The sequence below is a fragment of the Ruegeria sp. YTSA226 genome, assembly GCF_059609905.1.
In genome coordinates, this window is sequence record NZ_JBXWMQ010000009.1 from 1 (window position 1) to 15,036 (window position 15,036).

The 15,036-nt window shown below is 54.9% G+C and carries 15 protein-coding genes and 1 pseudogene; 7 read left to right on the forward strand and 9 right to left on the reverse strand.

Annotated elements, in window-relative coordinates; all coding sequences use genetic code 11:
* Positions 1-102: pseudogene (locus AC2FFF_RS12680) on the forward strand (bifunctional methylenetetrahydrofolate dehydrogenase/methenyltetrahydrofolate cyclohydrolase); the annotation flags it as partial.
* 248 nt (positions 103-350) lie between these two features.
* Here AC2FFF_RS12680 and AC2FFF_RS12685 read toward each other — a convergent pair.
* Positions 351-1,196 carry an EamA family transporter gene (locus tag AC2FFF_RS12685; protein WP_142638470.1) on the reverse strand — a complete coding sequence of 282 codons (846 nt, stop codon included), beginning with the start codon at positions 1,194-1,196 and terminating at the stop codon, positions 351-353.
* A 139-nt stretch (positions 1,197-1,335) separates the two neighbouring features.
* On the opposite strand from AC2FFF_RS12685, the gene AC2FFF_RS12690 reads away from it, so the two are divergent.
* The gene (locus AC2FFF_RS12690; protein ID WP_281973364.1) at positions 1,336-1,770 is read left to right on the forward strand and encodes a group II truncated hemoglobin; all 435 of its coding nucleotides are present in this window, start codon (positions 1,336-1,338) and stop codon (positions 1,768-1,770) included.
* Positions 1,771-2,202: 432 nt separating this feature from the next.
* Here AC2FFF_RS12690 and glnT read toward each other — a convergent pair whose 3' ends face one another.
* The 6 genes from glnT to AC2FFF_RS12720 all read right to left on the reverse strand — a co-directional run bounded on the left by glnT (position 2,203) and on the right by AC2FFF_RS12720 (position 8,324).
* Complete coding sequence (gene glnT / locus AC2FFF_RS12695; protein ID WP_142638474.1) at positions 2,203-3,531, reverse strand: type III glutamate--ammonia ligase; 1,329 nt, start codon at positions 3,529-3,531, stop codon at positions 2,203-2,205.
* A gap of 80 nt (positions 3,532-3,611) precedes the next feature.
* Positions 3,612-4,940 carry an FMN-binding glutamate synthase family protein gene (locus AC2FFF_RS12700; protein WP_142638687.1) on the reverse strand — a complete coding sequence of 443 codons (1,329 nt, stop codon included), beginning with the start codon at positions 4,938-4,940 and terminating at the stop codon, positions 3,612-3,614.
* Positions 4,941-4,960: 20 nt separating this feature from the next.
* Entirely contained in the window at positions 4,961-5,644 is a 684-nt protein-coding gene (locus tag AC2FFF_RS12705) for a GltB/FmdC/FwdC-like GXGXG domain-containing protein (RefSeq protein WP_142638476.1), read from the reverse strand.
* Between the two features lies 1 nt (position 5,645).
* Positions 5,646-6,575 (reverse strand): class II glutamine amidotransferase, encoded by a 930-nt coding sequence (locus AC2FFF_RS12710; RefSeq protein WP_142638478.1) that lies wholly within the window; start codon positions 6,573-6,575, stop codon positions 5,646-5,648.
* 148 nt (positions 6,576-6,723) lie between these two features.
* Positions 6,724-6,939, reverse strand: a complete 216-nt coding sequence (locus tag AC2FFF_RS12715; RefSeq protein ID WP_142638480.1) for a hypothetical protein — start codon at positions 6,937-6,939, stop codon at positions 6,724-6,726.
* A gap of 11 nt (positions 6,940-6,950) precedes the next feature.
* A complete protein-coding gene (locus AC2FFF_RS12720) occupies positions 6,951-8,324 on the reverse strand; it encodes an ammonium transporter (RefSeq protein ID WP_142638482.1) in 1,374 nt (457 codons plus the stop codon).
* 339 nt (positions 8,325-8,663) lie between these two features.
* On the opposite strand from AC2FFF_RS12720, the gene AC2FFF_RS12725 reads away from it, so the two are divergent.
* From AC2FFF_RS12725 to AC2FFF_RS12745, 5 genes are read left to right on the forward strand one after another with little or no spacing between them, the layout of a single operon-like run.
* On the forward strand, positions 8,664-9,809 hold the full coding sequence (locus AC2FFF_RS12725) for an aminomethyl transferase family protein (RefSeq protein ID WP_142638484.1): 1,146 nt from the start codon (positions 8,664-8,666) through the stop codon (positions 9,807-9,809).
* 54 nt (positions 9,810-9,863) lie between these two features.
* Positions 9,864-10,460, forward strand: coding sequence for a dimethylamine monooxygenase subunit DmmA family protein (locus AC2FFF_RS12730; protein ID WP_496692834.1), 597 nt, complete (start codon positions 9,864-9,866; stop codon positions 10,458-10,460).
* A complete protein-coding gene (locus AC2FFF_RS12735) occupies positions 10,457-11,419 on the forward strand; it encodes a PDR/VanB family oxidoreductase (protein ID WP_281973362.1) in 963 nt (320 codons plus the stop codon). Before AC2FFF_RS12730 ends, AC2FFF_RS12735 begins: the two co-directional genes overlap by 4 nt.
* 13 nt (positions 11,420-11,432) lie before the next feature.
* Positions 11,433-12,500, forward strand: coding sequence for a heme-dependent oxidative N-demethylase family protein (locus AC2FFF_RS12740; protein WP_142638490.1), 1,068 nt, complete (start codon positions 11,433-11,435; stop codon positions 12,498-12,500).
* A gap of 28 nt (positions 12,501-12,528) precedes the next feature.
* Positions 12,529-13,026 (forward strand): GNAT family N-acetyltransferase, encoded by a 498-nt coding sequence (locus tag AC2FFF_RS12745; protein ID WP_281973360.1) that lies wholly within the window; start codon positions 12,529-12,531, stop codon positions 13,024-13,026.
* Here AC2FFF_RS12745 and AC2FFF_RS12750 read toward each other — a convergent pair.
* Entirely contained in the window at positions 13,004-13,660 is a 657-nt protein-coding gene (locus tag AC2FFF_RS12750) for a helix-turn-helix domain-containing protein (RefSeq protein ID WP_185956716.1), read from the reverse strand. The genes AC2FFF_RS12745 and AC2FFF_RS12750 overlap by 23 nt on opposite strands.
* A gap of 237 nt (positions 13,661-13,897) precedes the next feature.
* The gene (locus AC2FFF_RS12755) at positions 13,898-14,920 is read right to left on the reverse strand and encodes a helix-turn-helix domain-containing protein (RefSeq protein WP_281973359.1); all 1,023 of its coding nucleotides are present in this window, start codon (positions 14,918-14,920) and stop codon (positions 13,898-13,900) included.
* Positions 14,921-15,036 lie beyond the last annotated feature (116 nt).

Genomic DNA, 15,036 nt, shown 5'->3' on the forward strand with positions numbered 1-15,036 from the left:
GGTGGCGTCGGCCCCATGACAATCGCATGCCTGCTGGCCAACACCCTGACCGCCGCATGCCGCGCAAACAAACTCCCAGAACCAGAAGGCCTGACGGCTTAAAACGAGGCCGCCGCTGTTCAAACTGCGGCTGTTCTTTTTTCCGTTCTGATTTTGGTAGGTATTGGCGACCTTGTAGATCGCGACTTGTGCATGGTGATCGTATCCATTGGCGTGTCGCCTCCCAATTCCCTCCGATCCCCCTACTACGAGCGTTGTGTGAATCCGGACCGCCACGCTCAGGCGAGATTGAGTGCCTGCGAAACAGCCCGGCTGCAGCCCATCAGGCACGTCAATTCGCAAGGCCGTCCTCAGAGCGCGAGATAGCCGATTCCGGCAAACGCGACGACACAACCAAGCCACTGGCTTGGTGACATACGCTCTTTCAAGATTGCCCAGGCAAGGACAACAGTCAGTAGTCCAAAAACCGAAGCCGCGACGGATGCATATTGGGCATTGGGCAACCTACCGGCCGCGACCACACTGAGAATTGCGACCGCATCCAGTAAACCCATTAAGCACAAAAGGGGCAGTGCTTTTGTGCCGGGCCAAATCGACTTGCGAGACGCAAAAGCTATCGCTGCCAGAACCAGAATTGCCGTAAGTCGACCGATTAGAGACACGGTGTATTCGTCGCTGATCTCTGCCGCGTATTGCCCCAGGGCAAATGCTGCGGCGAACCCGGTTGCGGCCAGCAAAGACAAGACAATGGTTGGGCCACGGGCAGGGTAGGTTGTCTCGGTTTTGTCTGAGCGGGCTGCGACGATGGATACTCCGAGGCCGATCGCAATTACGGCCAACCAGTGCCATGCACTGACAGTCGAGCCGCGCCAAATTGCGACGGTGACGGACAAGACCGGATAGCTGGCAACTAGCGGCGCAACCAATCGCACGGGCCCCCGATGAAAAGCCTCGTACATGCTGAGCCCGGCCAAGAGGTAAAAAAAACCTGCTGCAATCGCATAAGCCATCGCGTTGCCCGACATGGGGTTGATGTCGCCCCAGGCTGCAACCATCCCGATCTGCAGGATGGCACCAAAGAGTAACACAAACATAAGCGAGGCGACCACGCTGACGGACTGGCTGATATAGCGGACCGAGAGATCATGAATGCCCCAGCACAACGCAGCTAGCAACCCGAGTGCAAGGGCGCTCATGTAAGGGAAGATTGTTGTAGTGTCGACCATATTGGCATGTGTTCGGTCCCAGATATCAACAGCGCCAAGATGTCACTGTTGATAAACTAATATTCCTGTTATGCAATAAATTAGGCGCTGGAGACCCGGAGAATCCACTATGTCCTCGGCTTTGGATCAACTTGGAGGCGAAGAGAGCCTGCGCGCGCTTGTCGAACAATTTTATGATCGAATGGAGGTCGATCCGGCTGTGTATTCCTTGCACCGGCTGCATTTTCGGGGTCACGGATTGAACCATACAAGGCAAGCACAGTTCGAGTTCCTCAGCGGTTTTTTGGGCGGCCGAGCTTATTACCGGGAACGATTTGGCCACATGGATTTACGGGAAATACATGCCCATGTGCCTATTCGCGAGGCCGATGCAGAGCTTTGGCTGGAAACCTTTGACGCCGCTTTGGAAGATTGTGAACTGCGCGGCCCGGCGGTGGATAAAATGCGAACCTCCCTGCGACGTGCGGCATTGATGCTTGTTAACGACGTTCCCGACTGGCGCATCGAGGTGGATAGGAAAAAAGGACAAGAAGTCCCAGAATAGGCTATTTGCAGGGTCTCGAAATCAGTCGTCAAACAACCAACCGTTCAGATTAGATGAAGCCGGTCTTAAGTATTGAACGTCATAGAGATTTGCTCGATCGCGATATCGTCGTTTAGGTGTCATCTTTTGCACAGCACCCTTAGCCCATGCCCTGATTGACTTCTTTTCGGCCGCAAGCCAGGGATGGTTCCGATTTCCCAGACAACCAAGGGGCTGCCCAAAGCAGCTGTGCAATGCGGGGATTGGGTTCCCGTCTTAAAGGCGCACAATTTCAACGGAATCCCCGTTTGACGATATGTGTGCAAAAGACGCGCCGCGATCTTCGCCCGGCGCGTGTTGACTGAAAAAACATCCCGGCGTGATCGTTGTAGGTGAATGAACAACAAGGCCGCGGCACAGGCCGCAACCTCGATGTCTTCCAGTTTTACCGGATCAGATATCCAGCGTGTTTTCCTTTTCCCAGCGCGAGAAATGCGACACGAAGGAATTCCACTCCTGATGCTTCATCTTCAGGAAAGCAGACGAGAATTCGGCGCCCATCATGCCCTTCAGGTCTTTGTCTTTGTCGTATTCGCGCAGTGCATCAAGCATGTTCAACGGCAACTTTGGTGCTCCGCGCACTTTATGGCCTTCGGCATACATATCGATATCCCAGCGCTTGCCAGGGTCTGCTTTGGATCGGATACCTGACAGTCCAGCCGCAATGATCACGGCCTGAAGCAGGTAGGGGTTGGTTGCTCCGTCCGGCAGACGCAATTCAAACCGCCCGGGGCCGGGCACACGCACCATGTGAGTCCGGTTGTTGCCCGTCCATGTCACGGTGTTGGGCGCCCATGTTGCACCCGACATCGTCCGCGGCGCGTTGATGCGTTTGTAGCTGTTCACCGTGGGGTTGGTGATCGCGGCCAGTGCTGACGCGTGCTTCATGATGCCGCCGAGGAAGTGCTTGCCACGCTCTCCCAGACCAACCTCACCGGTCGGGCCGTCGCCCTCGCCTGCAAACACGTTGGTCTTGGCCGCATCGCCTGGCGCATCCCAGACCGAGATATGCGCATGACAGCCATTACCGGTCAGGCCTTCCACCGGTTTCGGCATGAACGTCGCACGCAGCCCGTGTTTTTCAGCAACCGATTTGGTCATGAACTTGAAGAAAGAGTGTTTATCAGCAGTGCGCAGAACGTCGTCAAATTCCCAATTCATCTCGAACTGGCCGTTGGCGTCCTCGTGGTCGTTCTGATAAGGTCCCCAGCCCAGTTCCAGCATGTAGTCACAGATTTCGCGCACGACATCATACCGGCGCATCACGGCCTGTTGGTCATAGCAAGGCTTTTCAGCTGTATCGAAAGGATCGCTAATCTGCTCTCCGTCCGGTGTCATCAGGAAGAACTCGGCTTCGATACCGGTTTTGACATGCATTCCTTCGCTTGCAGCTTCGTCGATCAGGCGGCGCAATACGTTACGAGGGGCTTGCGCGACATCGCTGCCTTCCATAACGCAGTTGCCAGCAACCCAAGCCACTTCGGGCTTCCAGGGCAGCTGAATGACCGATGAGGGGTCTGGAACTGCCAGCATGTCAGGATGAGCCGGTGTCATATCCAGCCAGGTGGCGAACCCGGCAAAGCCTGCGCCATCTTGCTGCATGTCGGCAATCGCCTGCGCTGGCACAAGCTTGGCCCGTTGTCCACCGAACAGGTCGGTGAACGAGATCATGAAGTATTTGACGCCTTTTTCTTTTGCGAAAGCTGCGAGATCTGTCGTCACGATTGCTTTCCTTTCCCTGTTGAATTCTAGTTTTTCAAAGCAAAAACGCGGCCCCCATCAGGGAGCCGCGCAGCATCGGTTCAGAACCCTTCCTTACCCGGGTACCAACTGGTGCCCGCCAAGGGGACTCGCGCCATGGCGGCCGCCTCCATTGTCAGGGCACACAGGTCTTCAGGTTCCAGATTGTGCAGGTGATTGTGGCCACATGCACGCGCGATGGTTTGGGCCTCAAGCGCCATCACCTTCAAGTAGTTGCGCAGCCTGCGACCCGCAGCAACCGGGTCAAGACGCGCAGCCAGGTCGGGGTCTTGCGTGGTGATCCCTGCCGGGTCCTGACCTTCGTGCCAATCGTCATAAGCGCCAGTGGTTGTGCCCAGCTTCTGGTATTCGGATTCCCATTTGGGATCGTTGTCCCCAAGGGCCACCAGAGCAGCCGTGCCAATGGCAACTGCATCTGCACCCAGTGCCAATGCCTTGGCCACATCGGCCCCGGTGCGAATGCCGCCCGAGATGACCAACTGAACCTCACGATGTACGCCCAGATCCTGCAATGCCTGAACGGCAGGGCGGATGCATGACAGTGTTGGCAACCCGACATGTTCAATGAATACGTCTTGCGTCGCAGCGGTGCCGCCCTGCATGCCATCCATGACGACAACGTCCGCCCCGGCTTTCACTGCCAATGCAGTGTCGTAGTAGGGGCGCGTGGCGCCAACTTTCACATAGATAGGCACTTGCCAATCAGTGATTTCCCGAAGTTCGAGGATCTTGATCTCAAGGTCGTCCGGCCCTGTCCAGTCTGGATGGCGGCAAGCGGACCGTTGGTCAATGCCTTTGGGCAGGGTTCGCATCTCGGCCACACGGTCACTGATCTTTTGACCCAACAACATACCGCCCCCGCCGGGTTTGGCGCCTTGGCCAACCACAATCTCAATCGCATCAGCCTTACGCAGATCGTTGGGATTCATGCCATAGCGTGAGGGCAGGTATTGATACACCAGCTTGGTTGAGTGGCCACGTTCCTCGGGCGTCATGCCACCATCACCGGTGGTGGTTGACGTGCCCGCTGCGGATGCGCCGCGGCCCAGAGCTTCTTTCGCCGGACCGGACAATGCGCCAAAGCTCATACCCGCAATGGTGATCGGGATATCCAGCTCGATCGGCTTTTTGGCAAAGCGCGTGCCCAACGTTACTGAGGTATCGCAACGTTCCCGATAGCCTTCCAACGGATAGCGCGACACCGACGCACCCAGAAAGAGTAGATCGTCGAAATGAGGAACTTTCCGTTTGGCGCCACCGCCACGAATGTCATAGATACCTGTCGCAGCGGCGCGACGGATCTCAGCATTGATCGGATTGGTAAATGTCGCCGACTGAATCGGCAGGGTGCGGGGGATCTGATCGTCCATATCTTTCATACCCTTCTTCCTCAGTAAGCTGCGGAATTGTCGATGTCGAAATTGTAAAGCTGACGAGCCGAACCATAGCGTTTGAACTCTTCCGGCTTGGCGTCGCTGCCAGCGCGGTCCAGCAGATCCCTCAGAATATCCAGATGCTCAGGGCGCATTTCTTTCTCGATGCAATCAGCACCGAGGCTTTTGACCGAACCACGCACGAACAGCCGTGCCTCGTAGAGTGAATCCCCCAGCGCATCGCCCGCATCTCCGCAGACGACCAGATTTCCTGCCTGTGCCATGAAGGCGGACATGTGGCCGATATTGCCATGCACCACGATGTCGATACCTTTCATCGAAATACCGCAGCGCGAGCTTGCGTTACCCTTGATGACCAGCAACCCACCATGGCCTGTGGCCCCGGCATACTGGCTGGCGTCGCCATCGACGATGACTTGGCCGGACATCATATTCTCAGCCACACCCGGACCAACTGAGCCTTGAACCTTGATGGTCGCCTGTTGGTTCATGCCGGCACAATAGTATCCGGTAGACCCCTTGACCGTCACTTCGATCGGCGCGTCCAGTCCGACAGCAATCGCATGGCTGCCTTTTGGATTTACAATTTCCCAGCTGGTTTGGTTGGTCTCGGCGTTTTGCGCCTGCAGGGACGAGTTCAATCCACGCAGTCCGTCTGCCTCTAAATCATAGGTCTGCATTTCAGGCGGCCTTTTCGTGGGTTGTGGGACTGTCGTTGTGCGACCAGAAATATACGGTGGCCGGTTCAGGTTCCCAAACTCGGGCGTCTTCAATGCCTGGCAGGTTCACCAAGGCGCGGTATTCGCTGCCAAAGGCAACATATTGATCTGTTTCTGCCATCACTGCAGGCTTGCAAGCGATTGGGTCACGTACGACGCCAAACCCGTCTTTGGTCCCTACTACAAAGGTGAAAAACCCGTCCAGATCATCAATGCTGGATTCCAGAGCTTCCCCTAAAGTGGCGCCATTCATCATTTTCCAGGTCAGGTATGCGGCACCAACTTCGGTGTCGTTCTCTGTCTGGATGGTAACGCCTTCGCGGCGCAACTTGCGGCGCAACGAGTTGTGGTTGGACAGGGATCCGTTGTGAACCAGACATTGATCGGACCCCGTGTTGAACGGATGTGCGCCCATTGTTGTCACGGCGGATTCCGTCGCCATGCGTGTGTGTCCAATGCCATGAGTGCCGCTCATGCCGCTAAGGCTGAAGCGGTCTGCAACATCCTTGGGCAGGCCAACTTCCTTGTAGATTTCGAGGCTTTCGCCACGACTCATGATACGAACCGTCGGCCGGATTTCAGCCAGCGCGGCGCGCGCGGCTTCGAACTGACGGGCGGGAATTTCCAAGACGGCATGTGTATCATTGTCTGCCTGACCAACCGTCACGCCAAGACTTTTGCCTAGCTCATCAGCCAAGTCGACGAAGTCCGTTTCGGGGTTGGGGGACTGAACTGTAATCTTGGTTTTGCCATCGGACTCAGAGCCGTAGATTGCAATACCGGCACTATCGGGGCCACGATCTGTCATCGTGATCAGCATGTCTGTCAGCATATTGCCCAGTTGGGGCGCAAGAGACTGGTCTTTGAGGAATAATCCAACAATTCCGCACATGGCTGGCAGATCTCCTTATGTGTTTCATTATGATTCGACGGTACCAACAAATCAGTGGGACATCAATAATCATAGGAAAGTTTTTTTCCTAAGAGGCAATGGGCGCGACCTGTGTTTTTCGCGCCCATTGCAAGCATTCAAGGCTGGATCAATATCGCTCCAACTGTGCTTTCACCTTTTCTTCGTCACCGGTATGGCGCGCCTTTTCCAGGTGCTCAGCTTCGCGGACGAATTGGATGCGATGCCAGCCAACCCAGAAGACGACACCAATGATGACCATTAGAACTTCGTAACCTTGGAAGGGATAGACCGGCCCGACTTCGGCCAGATCCACGGCCCAGTTTGTATAACCATTCGTAGACATATCTTACTCCCTCATTTCACTGCTACGCCACGGGCGGCCAGTTCTTCTTTATCGGCTTCGATAATGGCAGCTTTGGCGTCCTCATAGGCATGGTGTTCAGCGTAATCGAGACCCTGAAGTTCAACTTCTTCCGGGATGCGCAGTACGCCGGCAGCGGATTGCATTTTCGCCAGAGCCCAGCCTGGCAGGAACCCAAGGACAAAGAACATGATGACGGCACCCGTGATCTGACCGATCGGGTTGATGGTTGCATAACCTTCATATGGTGACGAAGGCACGCCCCACAGGACAAAGCCCGCGATGACCAGCCCGACGACACCTGCATAGCCATGCACGGCAACAGCACCGACAGCATCATCCAGCTTGAACCGACGCTCTACCCAGTAGTGCAGATTATAGACGATCACGACGCCGATTGCGGCAATGATCATCGCTTGGATCGGGTGATACAAATCGTTTCCAGCAGACGCGGTGATGATACCGGCCAGACCGCCCGAGAAGGTCCAGAAGGCATCTCCCTTCGAGACGACATAGGCTGCCATCAACCCACCCGACAGCGACATCAGGAAGTTAAAGGTAATCGCCGACAGCGTGGTCGGGGCCAGATAGATGTTGGTTGCAGTCCAGGTGGCGCCAACGATCTGACCGTCGATAACCTCGGGCGAGATTACCGGAACGTTACAGGCGGCATAGAAACCCCAGAACCCGGTATAGATCAGGAAAATACCGATGGTCAGCAACCATGGATTATGCGGAGGAATATCCCGCGGCGTTCCATCCTTGGCAAACTTGCCAAGTCGCGGACCCAGCACCATGATCACACCAAGTGCGTAACCACCTGCGATTGCATGGATAACGCCTGATGCATAAGCATCGTGATACCCCAAGATGCGCACCATCCAGCCACCATAGTGCCAGCCCCAAGCAGCGTCGATGATCCACCAGACGGACCCGATCATGACTGCATGGACCCACAAAGCTGATGACCTGATCCGTTCGATCACTGAACCAGAAACGATCGAGGCGGCTGTCCACGAGAACAGAAGGAACGCGGCCCAGAAGACCCCTGTGATTCTGTCGTCCAAATTGGTTGCCATTGTGTTCGCCCACGGTAGATTTGCAGCACCTGCTTCGGTGTCGAGACCGCCCCAGAACGGAAAGTTCGGGAACGCCCAGTAGATCCACCATCCAAAGAAGAAGAACGTGACCGTCACCAGCGGGATGATCATGATGTTTTTCATCAATGTGTGCATATGGTTACGGGCCCGGCTGGCGCCGACTTCGTACATGCAAAAGCCCACATGGATGAGGAACATGAAGACGACCGTTACCCAGTAATAAAACTCGGTAAAGACCGTCGTAAGTGCATTTAGATTGCCATCCACTTCGTAGTCTCCCTGTTGTTGCAGCAGGAGGTCTTTCTGCGAAGCATTTCCTGCTGGGAATAATTGTATACTAAGGGGACAATCTCATTGGCGACCTGTCAATAGATATGTGGGGCAAACATCTTTAAGGTCTGTGCTTGATGTATGTCCTCACACGTCAAAAAACGCACTAAGCCACAGATAAAGAAAAGAAATATCAATATTCTCGAATGTTCTTAGGGTGCAAAAATTGCAGGCAAATATTCCCAACAGGAAAAAATTCTGCACACAAGTGTTGATTTTCAACCCAACATCGGCCTCAATATGGGCAACAAAAACGATCAACGGGAGAACCGAACCATGGCCATTCTTTGGAGGACGTCGGCCCTTGCGCAACGCCACGCCCAGATCGGCGGCGAGCTTGAAGACTGGAACGGGATGGGGACTGCTTGGTTCTATGACCAAAGCCCTGAACGTGCCAAAGCTGACTACGAAGCAATTCGAACCAAAGCTGGTCTTATGGATGTTTCCGGCTTGAAAAAGGTTCACGTGGTTGGTGAGGATGCCGCCTATGTCATTGATCGTGTCACCACGCGGAACGTCGAAAAGATCATGCCGGGACGGTCGACCTATGCCTCGATCCTGAATGCCGAAGGCAAGTTTGTTGATGATTGCATCATTTATCGCCTGTCGGTGAACACGTGGCTGGTGGTGCATGGCACAGGCACCGGAATGGAGCAGCTGACATCCGTGGCGGCGGGTAAGAATTGTTCGGTCATCTTTGATGATGACATGCATGACATGTCGCTGCAGGGCCCGGTGGCTGTAGACTTCCTGGCTAAGCACATCCCCGGAATTCGCGATCTGGCCTATTTCGGCATCATGCAGACCAAGCTATATGGCTGCCCGGTGATGATTTCACGGACCGGTTATACCGGCGAGCGCGGGTATGAGATCTTCTGTCAGGCCAAGCACGCCGTGCACTTGTGGGACAGCATTCTGGCTGATGGCAAGGATATGGGCATCGTCCCGGTCCAGTTCTCGACGCTCGACCTGTTGCGCACCGAAAGCTACCTGCTGTTTTACCCCGGCGACAATTCCGAAACCTATCCGTTCGATGGCGATACCTGCGGCGATACACTGTGGGAACTGGGCCTGGATTTCACTGTCTCACCTGGAAAAACCGGCTTTATCGGCGCCGAGAACCACTATGCATCGCAAGGCAAAGAGCGGTTTAAGATCTATGGCGTCAAACTGAACGGCACGACGCCGGCGGATGAAGGCGCGGATCTGCTGCAAAACGGCGAGAAAGTCGGCGTTGTCACCTTCGGCATGTATTCTGATATCAATGGTCACAATGTGGGTATCGCGCGGATGCCGGTCGCATGTGCATCACCCGGCACCAAGCTGACGGTGCGCAACGGCGATGGGACAGAAATAACGGCAACTGCGGAAGAGATGCCGTTCTACGATCAGGACAAATCGATCAGAACCGCAAAGGGCTGAATTTCAGGGGGCGCGACGGACACACCGTGGCGCCCTTTTCCTATTGAGGGCACAATGTCAAAGTTCGAATTTCCCAAGTCAATCGCAAGCCGCCCGGTCTGGGGCGCGCTAGAGGTTCGCCAGGGCGAACATCATCTCATGATAGCCGAGGCCGAAGGGGCCGAAGCCATTCTCGATATCGCAACACCTGACCTGATGGCCAAAACCCATCTGATCTATATCCCGAAAGGCACGGATTTCGCAGAAAAGCTAAGGGCATTGAACCCTGCTCAGTTCTATGAAGGCCCGTCTTTCGAGGCGTCTCTGACGCGCATTCGCCGGGTTCTGGAGGACGCGCATATGGGATTGCAGGTCTACCTGACCGGCACCGAAGGCATGATGGGGCAGGCCATGAATGAAGTGATGGCTGTGGGTCTGCCACACACGGCGATTCAGACCGAACATCGCGGATCGGTCGCCCGTCGGATGCAATGCGTGCATTGCAAGGGCATCACCGAAGACGTCGAGATTGACCCGTTTGTCTGTTCACATTGCGGCCTAAACCTGTTTGTGCGCGATCACTACTCACGCCGTCTTGCCGCCTATCAGGGCGTCCGTATCGACGCCGAGGATCATGGTAATGTGCCCGAGTCGAAGGGGATTTACGAATGAGCGGTGCTGAGAAAATTCAGGTCAAGGTGACCGAGATCACTCCGCTGAACGAATTGGTGACGCGGTTCAGGTTCGAACGTATCGACGGCGCGCCATTACCAACCTTTTCGGGCGGGGCACATACTGTGGTCGAAATGCAGGATGGTGCCATTACACGGCTTAACCCCTATTCGTTGATGTCGGATCCGTTTGATCAGTCATCTTATACAATTTCGGTTCGACGCGATGATGAGGGCAGGGGGGGGTCGCTGTTCATGCACCGCCAGGTCAAGCTGGGCGACGAGATGACCATCAGCTATCCGGTCAACTTGTTTTCACTGGACTTGCGCGCCCGCAAGCATCTGTTTCTGGCCGGTGGCATCGGGATCACCCCGTTTCTGGCGCAGATCAAACAGTTGGAATTGCTGCACGGGCATTGGGAGTTGCATTACGCGTGCCGAAACACTGCCTTGGCATCTTATGCTGAGCAACTGACAGACAGGCATCCGAACGAAACCCATCTGTACTATGACGATCAGAGCCAGGCGATCGATCTGAAAAATCTGCTCAGCGGGCAACCCTTGGGAACGCATGTGTATGTGTGCGGTCCAAAGGGCATGATCGACTGGGTCCGAAACACGGCTGCCGCCGAAGGCTGGCCCGAAGATTGCGTGCACTACGAAGAGTTCCTGGCGCCTCAGCCCGGCAAACCGTTCGAGGTGCGCTTGGCGGCATCGGATAAGGTCATTCATGTGGGTGAAAACGAAAGCCTGCTGGAGGCCATCGAACGTGAAGGCGTGGACGCACCGTATCTGTGCCGCGGAGGGGCCTGCGGTCAGTGCGAAACCGTTGTGCTCGACCATGAAGGTAATTTCGTTCACCGCGATCACTGGCTGACCGGCGAAGAAAAGGCCGCGGGCAAGAAAATCATGCCCTGTGTATCGCGCTTCGAGGGCAAGTCCCTCGTGCTGGACCGTTGAGAGGAGGCCCAACATGACCATTCAATTCAACGACGAATCCTTCCGCGATGACTATACGTTTCACAACTCGGACTGGGCGATCAAACGCTTTCCGTTTCCGTTTCACGAAGACAGCTATATGTATTCGGTCAACATGGAACAGCATCGCGGCGGGCCCAAAGGATCGGTCTACGAGATGCGATTCGACGTCGACGAACACTATGTGTCCGAGATGAAAGACCGCGCCATGGTATTGGATCAGGATCCGTTGCGCTGCCAGTCACTGCCGCATATGACTTTGGCCGGTTGGGACTTGCTGGAGCTGATCATGGTCAGCAAATCCGAAGACTATCCCGATCTGTTCGAACTGCATCGCAATGGGAACCAGTGGCGCTGGGTCAACAAACCGATGGGCATTGATCACAGCTTTACCTTCATGGACGAAACCACGCTTCCGTACGGGCCGATGGAATACATCACACGTCAGGCACAGGGTGATTTCGCCGTGCTGGATCAGCGTGACGAGATGCTGTGGATGGACGCGGGAATGGTGACGACCCAAGCGGATTGGAGCCTGGATTTTGACATCGGAATGAACTTTTTCGAATGGCACGCGCCGGTTCCCAAAGCCCATGAAATGGGCATTTTCCAACGCGCCCTGAAATTCCTGCTGAACATTCAACAGGGTGCCCCGGCACGGCGTCTGAATTGGACTATGACAGTGAATCCGCTGCTGGATACCAGCCCGGAAAACTATCACAAATGGGGTATCCAGAAGACGACGCTGACACCTGAAAACATAGCGCACAAACAGTATCTGCGGGTCGAGTTGCAAACCTTTTTCCGCCTACCGCGTTCCAACGCCCTGGTGTTCCCGATCCGCTGCTACCTGTGTAGTTTTCAGGACCTGATGACCGTACCCAAATGGGGCCGTCGTCTGCATCGGGTCATCCGGGACCTGCCGGTCGAGCTGGCAACCTATAAAGGGTTCATCGATAACCGCCCCATGATGTTGGACTATCTCAGCCAGTTTGACGACGGGTTGCCCACGTCTCCGGGGATCTGGCCGGATTTGGAAACGGAACCACCTTTGTCTAAGTAAGCGAGACTTGCGAAATTTCTCAACTCATATGATTGATCCGGTCGAAGCGCCTTGGCTCATCTCGAGTGACGAATTTGCATTGTATGACGTGCTTGCGCTGCTTCGCGCGTCATTTCAGTACATGGATGCCCGGATCGACCCTCCGTCTTCTATCCATAGTCTGAACGTGGAAGGAATGCAGGCGCATTGTCAGGGTGGCGGCGAAATCTGGGCCGTTGGGCGGCCACTTTTCGCGTGTATGTTTCTGACGCCCAAGCCCGACAGTTTGTACCTTGGAAAGCTTGCGGTGAAGGATGGATTGCGGGGTCAGGGTATCGGCCGCAGGTTGGTGGATCATGCTGCACGCCGTGCTGCAGAGCTTGGCTTACCTGCGCTGGAACTGGAAACACGCGTGGAACTTACTGAAAACCATCGCGTATTTTCGAGGCTGGGGTTCACGATCGTAAGCACGGGCAGTCGCGAAGGTTATGACAGACCCACAGATTTCTTATTGCGCAAACCGATCAGTTTGTCTGCGGATAGCTGATCACTGATATATACCGCGCCGGCAGACTGACAAGCCGTTCGGGCCCATGCGGAGCATCTGCATCAAAGAACAGGGTATCGCCGGGTTTTAGCGGGTAAATCTGGTCCCCGTGGCGGTAATCCACCTCACCGTCCAGCATGTAAATCGTCTCGATCCCGCCATGTTGGAAAGTTGGGAACACATCTGATTCAGCGGTCAGGGTAATCAGATACGGTTCTACGATCACGCCGGATCCGTTGGCACCAATATGTCCCAACAGGTTATACTGATGGTTCGCACGTGTTCCTTCGCGCTCCAGTTCGACGCCTTCTCCTGCTTTTGTATGAACCGCCTCGCGGCGTTCTTCAAACTGTCGGAAAAAGCTTGTCAAAGGAACCGAAAGCGCATCCGCCAGCGATTGCAGAGTCGTCAATGACGGCGACGTATTTCCGTTTTCGATCTTGGACAGCATGCCAATCGACAGGCCGGTCAACTGGGCCAGCTCTGCGACCGTTATGTTCTGCTGTTTGCGAAAGGCACGAACCTCGCGGCCGATGGCAACTTCAAGAACTTTCTCTCTGTCACCCGAACGAACGGAATGTGGGTCCTGCGTCAGGTTTGCTGCCATTTCTTTGTCGCGTTTTTTCAATTTCATTCTTTCAACGTCTTGCTACACGTGTCCAAACCGGTTCTGCAAGCAGGCGCGGCGCAATACCCAATTCTATTCGGATTACCATAGCATCAGTTTTTCCTGATAGTAATATAATCATGCTGACAGAAAACAGAATAGAGATCGGATTCTCACTGTTTGACGGCTTTCACGGCTCTGACGCCGATGTCCTAAATCAAGGTTCGGCAGCTGTGGCAAGGATGCTTGGTACACCAGAACGTCTTAGGTTTTGACCCTTTCATCGGGCACTTCCACAGGAGACCTCAACCAGCGACGCGGATTGACGCCGATCACCCTTAAGAACTCGCGGTTGAAGTTCGACTTGGTGTTAAACCCGCTGGCCAGCATCGCCTCGGTCACCGATTTTCCAGTCTTCATTACGGTGCAAGCGTGAGATATCCGATGCCTATTGATGTAGCGAGACACATTCTCGCTTTTGCCTTTGTTGATTGCGCTTGAAAGCTGCTTTTCTGGAACCTGCAACTTTCGGGCCAACCGGGCCAGTGTGAGATCGGGATCGAGATATGGCTTATGTGTTTCCATATAGGCGTCGAGCTTTTCGACAATAGCGGTGTCACGGGTTTTATCTTGCTTGGAATACGCATCGCGCGTGTCAGAACCAATGCTCTGGCTTTCGATTGCATGCGATAGGCTGAGCGCCCCTAATATGAGCAATGTGATTGCGGAAAACAGGCTTGGCAGCCAGAGCAAGACCTCGGTGTCTCCTGATGCAAGGCGGACTGCAATGAATATGTCGCTGCCTGCTGAGGCGATCAAAGCGATGGCCAGAACACGCCAAACCCAAACAATCATGCGCCCGTTTTCTAAGCGGCTATGGGGCAAACAATCTTCGCCGCGCAAGAGCATAGACGCGATGGCGATACCGTATGCCGCAAAGAGAAAGGGGATCAACACGTCCAGCGCTTCGGGTCGGGTTGCCAGAAAACTTATCGCAAGGGCCGGACCTACCGCATGCAAATACAAGTCCTGTCTGCGCAGATAACCCACCGAGGCCTGACGAAAGGACAGCCACGCGGATGCGGCAATTACAGTCGCAAGAATGGGCTGAACGACCCTGAGACCCGTAAAGCCATAATATTGCACAAGCGCGATAACCGCACTTTGTGCTGCGCAGCATCCGATGAGGACCAAAAGCGTGGGATGGGTTTTGCGGGTCAGAAAGCGATGTAAAAGAAAGCCCGAAAGCAGCAGGGCAGTAATCATTGGGATTGGTAGAACTGGCATCAGGGGGGTCCGTTTTCGTCTGTCATAGGACCTAAATCCTGATCTGCGCGACCTTAAACCGGATTCAGGTCGTATGAAATCCCGACAGCGTCTGAATGTAGGCCGACACTAATGCC

Coding starts and splice junctions, on each gene's coding strand:
- AC2FFF_RS12685 (WP_142638470.1), bottom strand. CDS start 1,196: ATGAGCGCCCTTGCACTCGGGTTGCTAGCTGCGTTGTGCTGGGGCATT.
- AC2FFF_RS12690 (WP_281973364.1), top strand. CDS start 1,336: ATGTCCTCGGCTTTGGATCAACTTGGAGGCGAAGAGAGCCTGCGCGCG.
- AC2FFF_RS12700 (WP_142638687.1), bottom strand. CDS start 4,940: ATGGACGATCAGATCCCCCGCACCCTGCCGATTCAGTCGGCGACATTT.
- AC2FFF_RS12705 (WP_142638476.1), bottom strand. CDS start 5,644: ATGCAGACCTATGATTTAGAGGCAGACGGACTGCGTGGATTGAACTCG.
- AC2FFF_RS12710 (WP_142638478.1), bottom strand. CDS start 6,575: ATGTGCGGAATTGTTGGATTATTCCTCAAAGACCAGTCTCTTGCGCCC.
- AC2FFF_RS12715 (WP_142638480.1), bottom strand. CDS start 6,939: ATGTCTACGAATGGTTATACAAACTGGGCCGTGGATCTGGCCGAAGTC.
- AC2FFF_RS12725 (WP_142638484.1), top strand. CDS start 8,664: ATGGCCATTCTTTGGAGGACGTCGGCCCTTGCGCAACGCCACGCCCAG.
- AC2FFF_RS12730 (WP_496692834.1), top strand. CDS start 9,864: ATGTCAAAGTTCGAATTTCCCAAGTCAATCGCAAGCCGCCCGGTCTGG.
- AC2FFF_RS12735 (WP_281973362.1), top strand. CDS start 10,457: ATGAGCGGTGCTGAGAAAATTCAGGTCAAGGTGACCGAGATCACTCCG.
- AC2FFF_RS12740 (WP_142638490.1), top strand. CDS start 11,433: ATGACCATTCAATTCAACGACGAATCCTTCCGCGATGACTATACGTTT.
- AC2FFF_RS12745 (WP_281973360.1), top strand. CDS start 12,529: ATGATTGATCCGGTCGAAGCGCCTTGGCTCATCTCGAGTGACGAATTT.
- AC2FFF_RS12750 (WP_185956716.1), bottom strand. CDS start 13,660: ATGAAATTGAAAAAACGCGACAAAGAAATGGCAGCAAACCTGACGCAG.
- AC2FFF_RS12755 (WP_281973359.1), bottom strand. CDS start 14,920: ATGCCAGTTCTACCAATCCCAATGATTACTGCCCTGCTGCTTTCGGGC.